The sequence below is a fragment of the Larkinella bovis genome (assembly GCF_042655385.1).
GTDB lineage: Bacteria > Bacteroidota > Bacteroidia > Cytophagales > Spirosomataceae > Larkinella > Larkinella bovis.
On the sequence record NZ_JBHSMA010000001.1, the window covers coordinates 117,456 to 132,586 of the forward strand.

The window sequence follows — 15,131 nt, forward strand, 5'->3', positions numbered from 1 at the left end:
TAACTTTTTAGCCACCCCGTAACTCCCATGTCGAAATTGAAAGCAGCCCTCATCGGCGGGGGCAATATTGCCGATAAGAACCACATTCCGGCCCTAAAACAACTGGCGGATCTCGTCGAGATCGTGGCCGTTTGTAGCCGCGATGGCATCAAAGCCGGGGCGCTGGCGCAGAAACACGGCATTCCGCACGCGTTTACCGATTCGGTCGCCATGTACGAGCAATGCAAACCGGACATGGTGGTGATCAGCACGCCGAATAACCTGCATTATCCTTACACGATTCAGGCGCTGGAGCAGGGGTGTCACGTTTTGTGCGAAAAACCGCCCGCTATTCATGCCCACGAAGCCCGCGAAATGGCCGATCTGGCAACCCGGAACGGGCTGGTACTGGCCTACAACCTGCAACTGCGGCAGACGAGCGAATGGGACTTACTGATGCGGAGCAAAGCCGACGGGCAACTCGGTGATATTTACCATATTAAAGCGAGTTTTCTGCGTCGGCGGGGGATTCCGGGCTGGGGCTATTTCACCGATAAAGCGATCCAGGGTGGGGGCGCGCTGATGGATCTGGGCGTGCACGTGCTCGATCTGGCCCTCTGCGCGCTGGATTATGCGGTTCCGACGCAGGTGCTGGGGAATACCTACGATTTCATCGGAAAAACCGGTGGCAAGGGACTGATGGGGTCCTGGAATCCGCAGACGTTCGGCGTCGAAGATGCCTGCATGGCGTATCTGGCCTTTCCGAACAACGCATCGATCATGCTCTCGTCGTCGTTCGCGCTCAATACGCAGGCCGATATCAACCGGAATCTGGAAGTGTTTGGCAGTCGGGGCGGGGCGACGCTTTTTCCCTTTACGCTGTATACGGAAGTGGCCGGTGAACTGGCGAATGTCCATTTTCCGTACCTCGACAACGTGGACATTCAGCTCAAAAACACGGCGGCTTTTCTGGATGCCTGTCTGGGAAAACCGTCCAACGTCTGTACGGGCGAGCAGGGAGCAATTTTGCAGGAAGTGGTCGAGCAGATTTACAAATCAGCCTCGGGGTTTACGTAATTTGCTTACGCCAGCGAAAGAATTATGGCAGCTGGATTGAAAAATACGCTCAGGAGTCATAAAAAACGTTCTCTGTACGCTTGGATCGTTGCATGGCTTTTGAAACCTGCCCGGAATATAACAACGACCTAAAATAAATCAGGGACTATTTTAGGTCGTTGTTAAAAAGCAATCCATTCAAGGCGTATTGATCCGGAATCGGTGATCAATCATCCGCGCTGCCCCCGAATTCGTAGCTGTCATCGTCTTCACTGCGGAAATCGTTTTCGAGCTCGTTCATAAAAACCGCATCAATGGCCTCTTCGAGGGTTGGCAAAATGGTCAGATCGGGGATTTTGGAGCGGTCCAGAAAGTCGATCAAGTCATCGCGTTTCGTGACCAGAATAAACAGACCGGACTCGTTGGTACACTGGCGGTTTATTTTCCGAATGATGGAAATACCCGGATCTTCAATGTCCTTGACGGTGTTAAAATCGACAATAATGTTGCTGTATCCTTCCCGGAACAGGTTGCGGCTGAGCGTTTCAAACGTAGTCGATACCTCTCCGCCAAAAACCGGCTCGTTCAGGTTGACGAGGGTGTATTGCTCGTTTTTCTCGATGGAGTAATTCATAGTGGATAGCCCTTTTCCGATTTAAAAATACGTAACCGTCAGGGAACGACGGATATTTTCTTCGATTCGCTGGTAAATATTGTCCGTTTCCGAACGCTGAAACGACTGACCGGTCACGGTTTCGTACAGCTCGATGTAGCGGTTGGAAATCTGGTCGATCCATTCGTCCGACATCTCGGGCACGGTCTGGCCTTCTTTGCCCTGAAAGTGGTTGGCGATGAGCCATTCGCGGACAAACTCTTTCGAGAGCTGTTTCTGGGGCAGAGCACGTTCCTGGTTCTGGGCGTACGAATCTGCGTAAAAATACCGGGAAGAATCCGGCGTGTGAATTTCGTCGATCAAATAAATCTGGCCGTTCAGCGATCCGAATTCGTACTTGGTATCGACCAGGATCAGGCCCCGCCGGGCGGCCATTTCGGTGCCGCGCTGGAACAGGGCCAGTGTGTATTTTTCAAGCTGGACATATTCGCTTTCCGAAACAATCCCGCGTTCCAGAATCTCTTCCCGCGAAATATCCTCGTCGTGGCCTTCCTGGGCTTTGGTCGCCGGGGTAATGATGGGTTCGGGTAGTTTATCGGATTCTTTCAGGCCATCGGGCAACGCCACCCCGCAAAGCGTCCGCTTCCCGGCGCGGTATTCCCGCCAGGCATGGCCGGCCAGGTAGCCGCGCACCACCATCTCGATCGGGTATGGCTGGCATTTTAGACCGACGGCCACATTCGGATCCGGTACCGCCAGCAGCCAGTTCGGTACAATGTCAGCAGTGGCTTGCAGGAAATGGGCGGCTGTCTGGTTAAGCACCTGTCCTTTGAACGGAATCGGGCGGGGCAATACCACGTCGAACGCCGAGATCCGGTCGGTAGCCACCATCACCAACCGGTCTTCAAAATGGTACACATCGCGGACCTTGCCCCGGTAAAAACCGGTTTGCCCATCGAATGTAAAGCGGGTTTCTTTTACGGCCTGTTTGGCGATACTCATCTCGAAATGAATTAATTAGCAATTATAGTTTTTCAACGACCAGCGCCGAGGCACCCCCACCGCCGTTGCAGATTCCAATGGCGCCAATCTGCCCGTTCTGTTGTTGCAGGATGCTCGTCAGCGTGGTAACGATCCGGGCGCCGGAAGCTCCCAGCGGATGCCCCAGCGACACCGCACCTCCGTATACGTTCAGCTTTTCCTGCGGTATTTCCAGCAATTGACTACAGGCCAGTGCCACCACCGCAAAAGCTTCGTTAATCTCGTAAAAATCAACCGCTTCCGGTTTGATGCCCGCCCGTTTCAAAGCCGCCGGGATAGCCAGCGTGGGGGACGTGGTAAACTCGGCGGGCTCCTGCTCGGCATCGGCATAGCCCAGAATGCGGGCGAGCGGTTTGAGGCCCAGTTCGTCCGCTTTTTTCCGGCTCATCAGCAACAGCGCCGAAGCGCCGTCGTTGAGCGTGGAGGCATTGGCCGCCGTTACGGTTCCGTCGGCCGTAAAAGCCGGTTTCAGGTTCGGAATTTTATCGAAAAATACATTTTTGTATTCCTCATCCTCCCGGACGGTTTTGACACCCTTGCCCAAAGGTACGTCGATCGCGATAATTTCGTTGCCAAATCTACCATTTTCCGTGGCTTCGGCGGCCCGTTTGTACGATTGAACGGCAAACGCGTCCTGGGTTTCGCGGCTGATGTTGTATTTTTTGGCGGTCTGGTCGGCAAAAACGCCCATTGCGCAGTGGCCGAACGGGTCCACCAGGCCATCTTTGGCCAAGCCGTCGATCAGTTCGGCATTGCCATATTTATACCCAAAACGGGCTTTGGGAATGTAATACGGGGCATTCGACATACTTTCCATCCCACCAGCGATGATCACATCCGCCTGGCCTAACTGGATGGTTTGCGTCGCCATCATGATTGCTTTCGTACCGGAAGCGCACACCTTATTGACCGTGGTACATCGTGTGGTCGTTGATAAACCGGCTTTCAGGGCCGCCTGACGGGCCGGTGCCTGACCCAGGTTGGCCGAAACTACGTTCCCCATAATGACCTCGTCGACCAAACCGGAAGAAAGGCCGGCTTTTTTATACGCTGCCCGGATGACGGCAGCGCCCAGATCCGTTGCCGACAACGAAGCGAGCGCTCCGCCGAAACTGCCAATCGGGGTCCGAACAGCCGATATAATTACTACTTCATGCATATCCAGTAAGTTCATAGGGATGGATTGATGAGAATGCGTCGATCAATACGTGTTATACTGCTTCCGGCTCTGGCGGCTGGTGGCCTGCTTTCGTTGGTGGATGTATTGCACCTTGTTGTCCTGCATCGCGTTCAGGATGGCCAGCGCCTGTTCTTCCGAAAGGTCCAGCGAACGCAGCCGGCGCAGCAATTCGTCTTTGTTATCGCCCTGTTCGACCTCGGTGCCGCTCTCCTGCCCGCTTTCCGTCGTGGCTTCCGTCTCCTGCTCCGTCGGCCGGTTTTTAGGCCTGGGCTGCTGCGAATGAGCAGGATTGGGTTTGCCCGAATACGTTTTTTTGATCAGTTCGTAATTAAACTGGGCAGACCCAAAACCGGGTACGGTATTCAGCGCTTTTCGGAACATGGAAAGGGCGGTACTCGAATCGCCCTGTAAGACCGCAATAATGCCCAGCTGGACTTCGGCGGCCGCAGCCAGTTCGGGCTGGTTGATCTGGGTAACGAGCCGGTAATGTTTTTGGGCCTGGGTATACTGCTTGAGGTGAAAATACGAATGGGCGAGGTTCAGCCGGGCCGACGGATCCACGAAGAGGGTAGAGTTGACCAGGGCCACATAGTGTTCGGCCGCCCGTTTGTAGTCGCCGGCCTGATAGGCTCGCAGGCCTTCTATGCGGGCGATGTTGTCGTGCGAAATCTTCACAAAAGAACGATTGTCGTACAACCAGAGCAAGACCGATAAAATCAGGTAGGTCATCGTTGGGGGTTAATCGTCCGGCAAAAATACGAACTCTTTCAGACAACTGGAACGCGGTTTATAGTTTAAACGTTCGCACCGTCACCAGGATGTCGATGGCAATCAGGATCAGGGCAACAATCAGAAAGTAGTAGTATTTGTTGGTCGTCACTTCCAGTTTTCGTTGATCGACCAGCCGGTTTTCCAGATTCTGAACGGCCGCAATAAGGGGGGTTAAATTACCCGAGGGTGACGATAATTCCAGGTAAGAGCCGCGCGTTTCCCGGACAAACTGCCGCAGGTAGTTCTGATCCAGGCGGGTGCGAACAATCTGTCCGTCCTTATCCCGCAGTTTGCCCTTGGGCGTTGGCAGGGTGGTTCCCGATTCCGTGCCGACACCCACCACAAAGGGCGCAATCCCATACCGCCGGAGTTGGGCCGATAACGCGGGATCACATTCCCCGAAATCTTCGCCATCTGTCAGTACGATCAGGACTTTCGTCTGGGTGAGATCCGACGTTTCGGCCAATTGTTTTCGGAGCGCCAGAGCCACCGCCGAACATAAATTGGTGCCGGATTCGGGGACGAGCCGGGTATTGAGGGATTGAATAAACATCGCCAACGCACCCTGGTCGGATGTCAGGGGCGCGTGGACGTACGCTTCCGTGGAGAACACCAGCAGCCCAAAGCGGTTGCCGGGCAGGGCTTCCACCAGTCGTTTGAGTTCGTATTTCACTTTCTCCAGCCGGGTCGGCGGAATGTCAGGCGCGTCCATCGATTTGGAGAGATCGACGGCAATGTAGATGTCTTTGCCTTCCGAAATCAGCTCTTTTTCGACCACCCCGAAGGAAGGGCCGAGCAGCGCGATGAGCAGGAGGGTCAAATAGCCGGTACGGAGAAAAAATTTCGGAATGGTTGCCCAGGCCGTGGAGCCGAGTTGCCGGGCTACGCTGAACGTCCGGAAAAAGTAGTAACCATAGAGCAGCGCAAAAACCGCAATGAACAGATACTCAGTTTGGGTCAGGCTATAATTCCAGTTCATGCCAGTGAATACCGGACGCGTTTCACGCGGAATGGGAGACGGTGGTGATGCGCCCTTCGCGGGGCGAAATTAGAGGAAATGATCGGTTATCGGTCCGTTTGGACGAAAATGCCGCGAAACTTTTTGCTTAAAATCTTGGCGAAACGAATGGAATACCTCTATATTTGTGACCCCAAATAACGACAAAGCGGTTTGGGAACCGGAAACGGAGAGGTGCCTGAGTGGCCGAAAGGAGCAGTTTGCTAAACTGTCGTACCCCTAAAGGGTACCGCGGGTTCGAATCCCGCCCTCTCCGCAGGATTAGAACTAACCCGCTCATTATGAGCGGGTTAGTTTGTTTATAGAGCCTGGGGTTGCAATCCGGGTTGAAGATGTGTAGTTTTCCAGTCGGCCGACGGTCCTTCGAAACGTTTGGCAAAACTTGAAACTACCCCATGAAAAGCCTGCTTCCTCTGTTGGGCCTACTGATTGCATTGACCAGCTTTGCCCAGGACGATGAAAACAATCGTTTTCCGGTCGATCCGGATAGTAAACTGATCACCTATTCCCGCGTCATTCCCGTAGCGGGAGCCACGAAAGAACAATTGACCGGTCGGATCAAGTACTATTTTACCCACGCTTTTCGCGAACGAACCCTACGCTATATCGAGTCTGACGCCCCGAGTGGATTAGTAAGCACCAAAGGTGTCCTCTGGCTTGATCTGGGACCTGGCAACCTGTTGGCACCTTACGAAGAATTTCTCCTGCCGGTGTCGGTTTGGGTCAAGGATGGCCGGTACCGTTACGTAATTTCCCATATCTACGCGCTCGAACACAATTCGGCCAATGATGTGCCGCTGGAAACCTGGGTCAAACGAACCGCTAGCAACCGGTTCAAAAACCGGGTCGAGGAAGTGATCCAGAAGTTCATCGCCGATCTGAATGCGTGCATGCAGAACAACAAACTGGACGATTTTTGACGCAACGGATCTGTTCTGCCCGGTTCTCGCGAAAAACCGTGGAATGGGCGGGCCGGTAGCTCAAAACCGCCCCTGATTGGCAGGAGCACGACTGATCGATTCCGGGCGGCCTGGGGCCTTTTCTTCGCAAACAATCGCCGGGAAATCCTCGTTATTTCCCCAAAAGCGTCCTTTGTTCTATGTTATTAGACCGAAAAATTTCGTTTGCCTATATCTTCAAAAAGGTCAGGTTTGACCTGTTCATTGTTCTTCTGATCGGTTTAGTGACCAATCTGCTGACGGTGCTCATCAACGAATACTTGCCCGAGATGCCGCTGACTATCCCCACGTTTCTAGGGACGGCGATCTCGATTTTACTTTCGTTTAAAATGAACCAGTCGTATGACCGCTGGTGGGAGGCCCGGAAAGTGTGGGGGGCCATCGTGAATGATTCCCGCAGTTTCGTCCTGCAATTACAAGCCTTTTTAGACCATACCGATCCCGACGTTCTCCGAAAATTAGCCCATCGGCAAATAGCCTGGTGTTACGCGCTGGGTCAGTCCCTGCGGGGGTTAAATCCGCTGGAAGGTGTTGAGTCGCTGCTGTCGGCCGAGGACTGTGCCACCGTCTTGAGCCATACCAACAAACCACTGGCTATCCTGCAACTCAACACCCGCGATATCCGGGAACTCCGGTTGCAGGGGGCCATTGATGTGTTCCGGCACGTTCAGCTGGACAACACGCTGGTCCGTTTTTGCGATTCAATGGGGAAAGCAGAACGAATCAATGGAACCGTCTTTCCCGCCACCTACCGCCATTTTCTGCATTTTCTTATCTACCTTTTTATGATTACGCTTGCCATTTCCCTGAAGGATGTGGAGATGATTTTTGAAATACCGCTCCTGCTTTTGATTGCAGCCGGTTTTTTGCTGATCGAAAAAAGCGCTTTTCACTTGCAGGATCCTTTCCGTAATCGACCCAGCGACGTATCGGTTACGGCTATTGCGCGGACGATTGACATCAATATTCGGCAGTTACTGTGTGAGGAGACGATTCCGGAACCGGTACAGCCGAATGGTTTTTACATCCTGTAAGTACGCCGGCCAGGCTTGAGAAAACCGCCAACCGCCCCTGTGCTTTACGAATCACCAAAAACCGGCATAAACTGGCTGTTCGGTACGAGGGAGCAGCGCCATCGTCTCGGTTCGCCTGTGTTGATATTCAGGCAAATCCTGGATAACTTGCCGCTACGTGTCCGTTAAAGTAGGCGGGTACCCGGGAGGGTATTCCTGCTAATCAACCGGTGCCCGGGTTTTGATAAAAACTAGTTTTAAAGAGGTTCCAAGCTGGTATGATTCAAGTCGCTTACTCCTGGTTGATCTTGGGTATCGCAACACTCATGGGGTATACTCAACACGATGCGCTAACACCTGGGGAGGCTTTAACGGAGCAGATTGCCGCCAGGAAACCTCAGGGCTATGGTCGCCGGCCACCAAAACCATCCGCTGTATTTCCGGACTACCAATGGGCAACTCAAACGCCCGCTCAGGCAAAACTCGATAGTGTTTCCCTGAATCGATTACGGGATTTTGTCGGCGGCCACGGCTGCGTTGTGCGTCATGGGTATCTGGTTTATTCCTGGGGAAAGTCCGATGGCATGTATGATATTGCGTCGGCCTTCAAACCCATTCTAAGCACCCTGATGCTGATGGCGGTGCAGGAAGGGAAGCTTCCCGGTCCGGATGCGGAGGTGGCTGATTACGAACCCCGTCTGCGGGAGCTGAATGGTGGGAAAGACAAGGCAATGACCTTTCGCCACTTAGCCTCACAAACATCGGGGTATGGATTATCCGAACGTCCCGGTGAAGCCTATGCCTATAATGACTATGCATTGGCTCTTTATTATGATGTGCTTACCGAAAAAGTTTTCGGGCAGTCCGGTAATGAGATTCTGAAAACCCGGTTGGGCGAGCCGCTTCAATTTAGTGACCCCTACACGTTTACGGTTTTTGGGGCGTCCAACCGTCCCGGTCGCCTTGGGTGTTCGGTTCGCGATCTGGCCCGCATTGGGCTGTTGTATCTCCGTGGGGGCAGGTGGAAGGACCGCCAACTTCTGACGCCCGAACATGTCCGGTTAGCCACGACCTCACCAATTCCGGCTACAATCCCGCTTACCAAGGCGCAGGATGCGCTCATGCTTGCCGGTCAGCGGAGTATTGGGGGGACAAAAAATATTACGTCGCTTGGTCCCGGTTGTTACAGTTTTAACTGGTGGCTCAATGTTGAAAACCCACCAAACGGACAGCTGTATCCAGCGTTGCCACCTTCCACCTTTATCGCCAGTGGGCATACGCCCCGTCGCGAAATGGTGGTGATTCCGGAATGGGACTTGATTGTGGTTTGGAACGAGGCAAAACTCGCGCTTGGGGATACTGAAGGGGCACAAGTGGCCATGCAATGGATTGCGAAGTCGGTCGCCAACCGGTGAAAAAGTCGTCACGGTTTCTGAGTGATGGAGCAATTTTACGCGGGAGCCTAGCCGACTGTGGACTGTCGGGATCCTTTTTACGGTGTAAAATCCTTTCAGGGAGAGGGCCACTCTGCTGATTAGCACCAAGTTGCAGTCCGGTTAAGATTATTTCCGCGAAAGGATAGCGGGGAATGAGGTTTTTTACTACTTTTGCACAACGAAACGGAAAGAGGGGGTTGAAGGCTAGCATTCTTACAATAAAAGTCTTTTCATCTCTTCCGCAAAGGAATTAAGCAGGATGAGTTCCTTCTTTATTCTTCATTTTCGGGGTGTAGCGTAGCCCGGTATCGCGCCTGGTTTGGGACCAGGAGGTCGTAGGTTCGAATCCTGCCACCCCGACTGCAAAAACCGCCTAAATCGCATGATTTGGGCGGTTTTTTTGTGCCCACCGGCATTTTTGGCAGTTTTTCGGGATCAGGTGCAAAAATTGTGAAGGGCATTGTTTTTTGGGGTTTGTGCGTTTAAGCAAACCAAGTCGTTTTGGGAAGTTTCTTATCCTTCCGTTTTTTGCCCACGTTCATCCTGGAAAATTTTGAAATCTCGTCCATTGATGCCAGGGTGCCGTCTTCCATGTACACGACTGTTTCCGTGTTCAGCCAGTCATCCTGAAAGCCCTCCAGGAGATGCGCGTTCAGTGTCGACAGGAAGCGTTAGTTGTTGTAAATCAGGTTCTTGATCGAGTCAGGCCCCCTGAGAATACGTATGAGTCCCGGTGCTAGCCAAGGGCGACACGCTCAGACAGTTATTAGCCCGTTGCCGGTATGTGCTCTATCAAAAACCGGGGGATTGGACCGCTGGCCAACGCACCACTTTTGCACTTGATCCGTCGTCAGATTGTTACATCGTTTCAGCGGTTGAACCAATACCTGAAAAAATTTCGTACCCTTGGGTGATAGTTGCTCGTCTTTCCGATAAACCGGTAAAAAACGTATGAATATAACCACCCAACACCCGGCGATGCAGGAAGCCCTGATGACGGACCGGGAACAGACATTGGAACGGATTTACGCCAGAACGTATCCGATGGTACGTCATTATATCAGGGAGCATGGCGGTACGGAAGAAGATGCCAAAGATATGTTCCACGAGGCCATGATCCTGTTTTATGAGAAAACCGTTCATGACCAACTCACGTTGACGTCGTCGGCCAGCACCTACCTGATGGGGATCTGCAAGAACTTATGGCGTCAGCAACTTGACAAACCGACGGGCCGCGTGGCGCTGACGGATGCGCAGGCCGAAATCCGCTGGGAGGAGCCGGACATGGGCGATCGGCAGCCTTCGCTAACGCTCATGACGTTTGTCGACCAGCTGGGACAGACCTGTAAAAGCATTCTGGTCAGCTTCTATTATTTTGGCCAGCGGCTCGAGCAGATTGCCGCCTGGCATGGCTACCAGAACATTCGCACAGCCACCGTCCAGAAGTATAAATGCCTGGAACGGTTGCGGAAGGCGGTGAGCCATCTTTCCATCGAAAATTTTAGATCCTGATCACGATGCGTCCGGAACTGGAAGAAATTCAACTGCTGGAAGCCTATCTGCAGGGAACCTTGCCGGAAGAGCAACGCACCGATGTAGCTGTCCGGCTTCTCTGGAATCAGGACTGGCAACAGAAAGTGGCGGCCCAACAACTGGCGTATCAGGCGGTACGGCTGGCCGGTCGGCAGCAACTGCGCCAGGAGTTGGAGAGTATCTATCGACGGCTTTTTGGGTAAACCGTATCATCTTCTCTTTATCAAATCTTAAAATCGGCTCATCTGAGCCCGTGGGCTGCTTTTGCCCTTACGCAATCATTTTATCCGTATTCTTATGTATTACCCTGAACTTAGCCAGCGCGAGTTTCGTAAATTCGCGGTGCATGGACAAAACCTGAATGGTCTTAGTGTCGATCGTTATTTACACCAGGTGGAAAATATGACCCGTGCGGTCATCGAGGAGCGCCCGATGAATTTCCGGGAAGTGGACGTGTTCTCCCGGCTGATGGCCGACCGTATCGTGTTTCTGGGCACGGCGGTAGACGATAATGTCGCCAATATCATCATTGCGCAATTATTGTTTCTGGAGTCGGCCGATGCTAAAAAAGATATTCTGCTGTACATCAACAGTCCCGGTGGGTCGGTGTATGCGGGGCTGGGGATTTATGATACCATGCAGTACGTTCGGCCGGATGTGGCCACCATCTGCACCAGCGTGGCACTTTCGTTCGGAGCGGTTTTGCTGTGCGCCGGAGCGCCGGGCAAGCGATCGGCTTTACCCCACGCCCGGGTGATGATTCATCAACCGCATGGGGGCGCCCAGGGACAATCCGTCGATATTGAAATTACGGCCCGGCAAATCGTCATTTTACGGCAGGAGTTATATGGAATCATGGCGCACCATACCGGACGGTCGGTGGAAGAACTGGAGCGCAATGCCGACCGCGATTACTGGATGAAAGCCGAAGAAGCGAGGTCCTACGGTTTTATTGATGACGTGCTGCAACGGGGCTAACGGCAAAATTTCGGGGAATAAGTAGACTTTGCTACCCAAAACGGCCATCTTTGCGCTACTGCGTACGGGATTTCTGGAAACACAACAGCCGCAGCAGTGCGGCTTTTTTTATGGACTTGCTCGAAATTTTTGATGCCGATAACCGGCCCTTAGGCTTTACAAAACCCAAGATAGAGGCCCACCGCGACGGCGACTGGCACCGTACGTCCGAAATTGTGGTGCTGAATACCACGAATGAAGTACTCCTGAGCCTGCGCCATCCGGATAAATTGTATCTGCCCAATTTCTGGGATGTCTGCGTTGGGGGGCATGTCGATCCGGGCGAGACGTATGAAGAATGTGCTATGCGTGAAATTGAAGAGGAGATTGGTGTCCGACCAGCAGCGGGCGAGCTGCATTTTCTCGGGATGGTCGATGTGGAAGCGATTGACGAGTCGGTTTCCCTGTATGATCGGGAGCATGCCGCGGTTTACCTCTTTCGGACCGACCGAACGCTGGACCAGTTTGTCATGCAGACCGACGAAGTCGCCGACCTTCGACTCGTTCCGCTGGCGACCATCCTGGACGAATTCCGGGCCGGGGGAAATTCAATTCCTTATACGCCACCTCAGTATTCGTATCTGAAGACCCTCGAAATGGCGGCTGATTTCCTGACGAATCGTGTTTAAAAAGGGCGCACGGCTTTCACAAAGCGGCCTTTGAAATAGTTCGAAAACAGGTTGTCTTCCCGAACTCCGCGCGATGACGATGCATGGATGAACCGAATATCCGAAGGGCCGTGCACTTCCGTCACGATGCCGGTATGGGACACATATCCGGATTTTCCGTCGTCGGGCACAAAAAACAACAAATCTCCGGCCTGGATCTGTGGTACTTCGACTTCATAACCTACTTCCGACTGTTGCCAGGATACGCGGGGCATTTGCAAGCCAACCGTATTGAACGAAGCGAAAATCAGGCCCGAACAATCGATGCCTTGCGAGTCGGTACCACCCAGTCGATAGGGGGTTCCGGTGTAGGTTCGGGCAATTTTGACCACCTCCGGAACGTAACCCTGCTGGTAGGTTTTCGTATCAACTGTTTTTAGCGGTTTGGCGACCGGTTTTTTCTTATTGGCGCTGGCAACGGATTTCCGTTGGGCGGGCGGGACGTAATGAGAAGTTTTTAGAAACGAACAGGACGACAGGGCCAACCCCAAAAAGAGTGCGGGCCAGATAGGGCGAATGTAAGTCCTCAGCATAATCAACTTCACAAATAGTAATAAAGGCGGGTTTCTAGGAGTCGTATCCGGTTTACCGGCTCAGGAAGTGGCATTGCTTCGGGAACGTTTGGGCCCGGAGCAATGCCACCTCATCGGCAGCGAATCGACGCTTTAAAGTATTAAATTTTCATGGTTAAGGCAATCCGTTTCCGTTGCAGATCGACTTCCAGCACCTTTACTTTTACTTTCTGGTGAACACTCACGACCTGTCGCGGGTCCGAAACGTATTGATTCGAGAGCTGCGAAATGTGTACGAGTCCATCCTGTTTAACGCCTATGTCCACAAAGGCACCGAAAGCGGTTACATTGGTGACTACGCCCGGCAACAACATCCCTTCCTGAAGGTCTTCCGGTTTTCGAACCCGGTCGTCGTATTCAAAAACCGTGAGCGATTCGCGGGGATCACGACCCGGTTTTTCGAGCTCGGCCAGAATATCACGCAAGGTTGGCAACCCCACTGTTTCCGTAACGTACGATTCGGGCTTTATCTGCTTTCGAAGCTCCGGTTTTTTGATCAAATCCGTAACGGTACAGGCCAGATCGCGCGCCATGCGCTCCACAATCGGGTAGCTTTCCGGGTGAACGGCACTGTTATCGAGGGGATTTTTCGCCTGATCGATGCGCAAAAAACCGGCGGATTGCTCAAACGCCTTGGCACCCAGTCGCGGCACTTTTTTCAGTTGATCCCGCGATTGAAACGGCCCGTTCTGCGCCCGGAAGGTCACAATGTTTTGTGCCAGTTGCGGCCCCAGGCCGGAGACGTACCGGAGTAGATGGCTGCTGGCGGTATTGAGCGAAACGCCTACCTGGTTCACGCAACTTTCAACGACGCGATCCAGGCTGTTTTTCAGATCCTGCTGATCCACATCGTGCTGATACTGGCCCACCCCGATGGATTTGGGGTCAATTTTAACGAGTTCGGCCAGCGGGTCCATCAGCCGGCGGCCAATTGAAATGGCTCCACGGACGGTTACATCCTGATCCGGAAACTCCTGACGGGCCACTTCCGAGGCCGAATAGATCGATGCGCCCTGTTCACTCACCATGAATACCGGTACGGTTTTGCCGAAATTCAGGCTGCGAATGAATGCTTCCGTTTCCCGTCCGGCGGTTCCGTTGCCGATCGTGATCGCTTCGATCTGAAACTGGGCCACCAGCTTCAGCACGGTTTGTGCGGCCTGTTCCCGGCGCGAATCCGGGTAAATGACGTCGTTGGTTGCTAAATTTCCCTGCGCATCCAGGCAAACCACTTTGCAGCCGGTCCGAAAACCGGGGTCGATGGCCAGCACCCGTTTCTGACCGAGCGGGGGAGCCAGCAGCAGTTGCCGGAGGTTGTCAGCAAAAATCTTGATCGCTTCCTGGTCCGCTTTCTGTTTTGACGCATTGTCAAACTCGGTTTCGATCGACGGTTTGATGAGCCGCTTGTAACTATCTTTGATCGCAAGGGCCACCTGATCGGTACTTTCGGATGAACCATAGCGCAAAAACTGTCGGTCCAGCCGTTCGAGTGCCGCGTCTTCGTCCGGCGAAATACTGACCGCCAGAATACCTTCCGCTTCTCCGCGCCGAATGGCCAGCAACCGGTGAGAGGGAATCCGTCGGAGCGGTTCAGCAAAATTGAAGTAATCTTTGTATTTGAGGCCTTCGGTGTCTTTTCCTTTCTTGACGGTCGACTTGAGAATGGCTTCCCGTTCGAAGAGGTTTCGGATGCGCTGGCGGGCGTCGGCGTTTTCGCTGATCCATTCCGCCATAATGTCGCGGGCGCCCTGGAGGGCATCATTCACCGTAATCACCTGATCGTTCAGGTACGCTGCTGCTTTCCGCTCGATGGCGTTTTCCCGCTGACTAAACAGCAGGTTGGCCAGGGGTTCCAGCCCTTTTTCAATGGCGATGGTCGCCCGGGTTTTCCGTTTGGGTTTGTAGGGAAGATACAAATCCTCCAGGTCGTTCATGGAACTGGCACCCTCGATCTTCTGGCGAAGGTCGGCGGTGAGTTTGCCCTGTTCGTCGATGGATTTCAGAATGGCTTCCCGCCGTTTGTCCAGTTCCAGCAGCTTTTCGTAGGTGTCTTTGATCGCACCAATCTGAACTTCGTCCAGTTGAGAAGTCGCTTCTTTGCGATACCGGGCGATGAACGGTACGGTTGCGCCGTCGTTCAGCAATTGAATGGTATTCGTCACCTGCCGGTGATTCAGGTTCAGAATTTCAGCAACCCGGGAGGGAATCCGGCCTTGTTCGGAGACTGCGTTCATGTATCTGTTTACGGAATGAAGTCGCAAAAAAAGCAGGAAAG

15 protein-coding genes and 2 tRNA genes are annotated in these 15,131 nt (G+C 53.2%); 10 read left to right on the forward strand and 7 right to left on the reverse strand.

What is annotated here, in order from left to right; all coding sequences use genetic code 11:
- The first annotated feature begins 27 nt into the window (after positions 1–27).
- The gene (locus tag ACFPMF_RS00420) at positions 28–1,056 is read left to right on the forward strand and encodes a Gfo/Idh/MocA family protein (RefSeq protein WP_379840439.1); all 1,029 of its coding nucleotides are present in this window, start codon (positions 28–30) and stop codon (positions 1,054–1,056) included.
- Positions 1,057–1,261: 205 nt separating this feature from the next.
- Here the strand turns inward: ACFPMF_RS00420 and ACFPMF_RS00425 are convergent, their stop codons facing one another.
- From ACFPMF_RS00425 to ACFPMF_RS00445, 5 genes are read right to left on the reverse strand one after another with little or no spacing between them, the layout of a single operon-like run.
- Positions 1,262–1,669, reverse strand: a complete 408-nt coding sequence (locus ACFPMF_RS00425; protein ID WP_379840440.1) for an STAS domain-containing protein — start codon at positions 1,667–1,669, stop codon at positions 1,262–1,264.
- 21 nt (positions 1,670–1,690) lie between these two features.
- A complete protein-coding gene (locus ACFPMF_RS00430) occupies positions 1,691–2,650 on the reverse strand; it encodes a phosphoribosylaminoimidazolesuccinocarboxamide synthase (RefSeq protein ID WP_379840441.1) in 960 nt (319 codons plus the stop codon).
- 22 nt (positions 2,651–2,672) lie between these two features.
- On the reverse strand, positions 2,673–3,848 hold the full coding sequence (locus ACFPMF_RS00435; RefSeq protein WP_379842731.1) for a thiolase family protein: 1,176 nt from the start codon (positions 3,846–3,848) through the stop codon (positions 2,673–2,675).
- 42 nt (positions 3,849–3,890) lie between these two features.
- Positions 3,891–4,598 (reverse strand): tetratricopeptide repeat protein, encoded by a 708-nt coding sequence (locus ACFPMF_RS00440; protein WP_379840442.1) that lies wholly within the window; start codon positions 4,596–4,598, stop codon positions 3,891–3,893.
- A gap of 58 nt (positions 4,599–4,656) precedes the next feature.
- Complete coding sequence (locus tag ACFPMF_RS00445; protein WP_379840443.1) at positions 4,657–5,619, reverse strand: VWA domain-containing protein; 963 nt, start codon at positions 5,617–5,619, stop codon at positions 4,657–4,659.
- 207 nt (positions 5,620–5,826) lie between these two features.
- Here ACFPMF_RS00445 and ACFPMF_RS00450 point away from each other — a divergent pair.
- The 9 genes from ACFPMF_RS00450 to ACFPMF_RS00490 all read left to right on the forward strand — a co-directional run bounded on the left by ACFPMF_RS00450 (position 5,827) and on the right by ACFPMF_RS00490 (position 12,245).
- A tRNA-Ser gene (locus ACFPMF_RS00450) sits at positions 5,827–5,914 on the forward strand.
- A gap of 139 nt (positions 5,915–6,053) precedes the next feature.
- Positions 6,054–6,578, forward strand: coding sequence for a DUF4468 domain-containing protein (locus ACFPMF_RS00455; protein ID WP_379840444.1), 525 nt, complete (start codon positions 6,054–6,056; stop codon positions 6,576–6,578).
- 179 nt (positions 6,579–6,757) lie between these two features.
- On the forward strand, positions 6,758–7,651 hold the full coding sequence (locus ACFPMF_RS00460; RefSeq protein ID WP_379840445.1) for a bestrophin family protein: 894 nt from the start codon (positions 6,758–6,760) through the stop codon (positions 7,649–7,651).
- A gap of 305 nt (positions 7,652–7,956) precedes the next feature.
- Complete coding sequence (locus ACFPMF_RS00465; RefSeq protein ID WP_379840446.1) at positions 7,957–9,045, forward strand: serine hydrolase domain-containing protein; 1,089 nt, start codon at positions 7,957–7,959, stop codon at positions 9,043–9,045.
- Between the two features lie 307 nt (positions 9,046–9,352).
- A tRNA-Pro gene (locus ACFPMF_RS00470) sits at positions 9,353–9,426 on the forward strand.
- A 591-nt stretch (positions 9,427–10,017) separates the two neighbouring features.
- Positions 10,018–10,578: an RNA polymerase sigma factor gene (locus tag ACFPMF_RS00475; RefSeq protein ID WP_379840447.1), complete on the forward strand. Its 561-nt coding sequence runs from the start codon at positions 10,018–10,020 to the stop codon at positions 10,576–10,578.
- A gap of 5 nt (positions 10,579–10,583) precedes the next feature.
- Positions 10,584–10,802, forward strand: a complete 219-nt coding sequence (locus tag ACFPMF_RS00480; RefSeq protein ID WP_379840448.1) for a hypothetical protein — start codon at positions 10,584–10,586, stop codon at positions 10,800–10,802.
- Positions 10,803–10,896: 94 nt separating this feature from the next.
- The gene (locus ACFPMF_RS00485; protein WP_379840449.1) at positions 10,897–11,577 is read left to right on the forward strand and encodes a ClpP family protease; all 681 of its coding nucleotides are present in this window, start codon (positions 10,897–10,899) and stop codon (positions 11,575–11,577) included.
- A 50-nt stretch (positions 11,578–11,627) separates the two neighbouring features.
- Positions 11,628–12,245, forward strand: a complete 618-nt coding sequence (locus tag ACFPMF_RS00490) for an NUDIX hydrolase (protein WP_379840450.1) — start codon at positions 11,628–11,630, stop codon at positions 12,243–12,245.
- On the opposite strand, the gene ACFPMF_RS00495 is transcribed toward ACFPMF_RS00490, so the two are convergent.
- Positions 12,242–12,817, reverse strand: coding sequence for a C40 family peptidase (locus ACFPMF_RS00495; protein WP_379840451.1), 576 nt, complete (start codon positions 12,815–12,817; stop codon positions 12,242–12,244). The genes ACFPMF_RS00490 and ACFPMF_RS00495 overlap by 4 nt on opposite strands.
- A gap of 140 nt (positions 12,818–12,957) precedes the next feature.
- Complete coding sequence (locus tag ACFPMF_RS00500) at positions 12,958–15,090, reverse strand: Tex family protein (protein ID WP_379840452.1); 2,133 nt, start codon at positions 15,088–15,090, stop codon at positions 12,958–12,960.
- Between the last annotated feature and the right edge of the window lie 41 nt (positions 15,091–15,131).

Excerpts from the sequence above, each read along its gene's own strand:
- ACFPMF_RS00420 (WP_379840439.1), top strand. The coding sequence starts at position 28 with ATGTCGAAATTGAAAGCAGCCCTCATCGGCGGGGGCAATATTGCCGAT.
- ACFPMF_RS00425 (WP_379840440.1), bottom strand. The coding sequence starts at position 1,669 with ATGAATTACTCCATCGAGAAAAACGAGCAATACACCCTCGTCAACCTG.
- ACFPMF_RS00430 (WP_379840441.1), bottom strand. The coding sequence starts at position 2,650 with ATGAGTATCGCCAAACAGGCCGTAAAAGAAACCCGCTTTACATTCGAT.
- ACFPMF_RS00435 (WP_379842731.1), bottom strand. The coding sequence starts at position 3,848 with ATGCATGAAGTAGTAATTATATCGGCTGTTCGGACCCCGATTGGCAGT.
- ACFPMF_RS00440 (WP_379840442.1), bottom strand. The coding sequence starts at position 4,598 with ATGACCTACCTGATTTTATCGGTCTTGCTCTGGTTGTACGACAATCGT.
- ACFPMF_RS00445 (WP_379840443.1), bottom strand. The coding sequence starts at position 5,619 with ATGAACTGGAATTATAGCCTGACCCAAACTGAGTATCTGTTCATTGCG.
- ACFPMF_RS00455 (WP_379840444.1), top strand. The coding sequence starts at position 6,054 with ATGAAAAGCCTGCTTCCTCTGTTGGGCCTACTGATTGCATTGACCAGC.
- ACFPMF_RS00460 (WP_379840445.1), top strand. The coding sequence starts at position 6,758 with ATGTTATTAGACCGAAAAATTTCGTTTGCCTATATCTTCAAAAAGGTC.
- ACFPMF_RS00465 (WP_379840446.1), top strand. The coding sequence starts at position 7,957 with ATGGGGTATACTCAACACGATGCGCTAACACCTGGGGAGGCTTTAACG.
- ACFPMF_RS00475 (WP_379840447.1), top strand. The coding sequence starts at position 10,018 with ATGAATATAACCACCCAACACCCGGCGATGCAGGAAGCCCTGATGACG.
- ACFPMF_RS00480 (WP_379840448.1), top strand. The coding sequence starts at position 10,584 with ATGCGTCCGGAACTGGAAGAAATTCAACTGCTGGAAGCCTATCTGCAG.
- ACFPMF_RS00485 (WP_379840449.1), top strand. The coding sequence starts at position 10,897 with ATGTATTACCCTGAACTTAGCCAGCGCGAGTTTCGTAAATTCGCGGTG.
- ACFPMF_RS00495 (WP_379840451.1), bottom strand. The coding sequence starts at position 12,817 with ATGCTGAGGACTTACATTCGCCCTATCTGGCCCGCACTCTTTTTGGGG.
- ACFPMF_RS00500 (WP_379840452.1), bottom strand. The coding sequence starts at position 15,090 with ATGAACGCAGTCTCCGAACAAGGCCGGATTCCCTCCCGGGTTGCTGAA.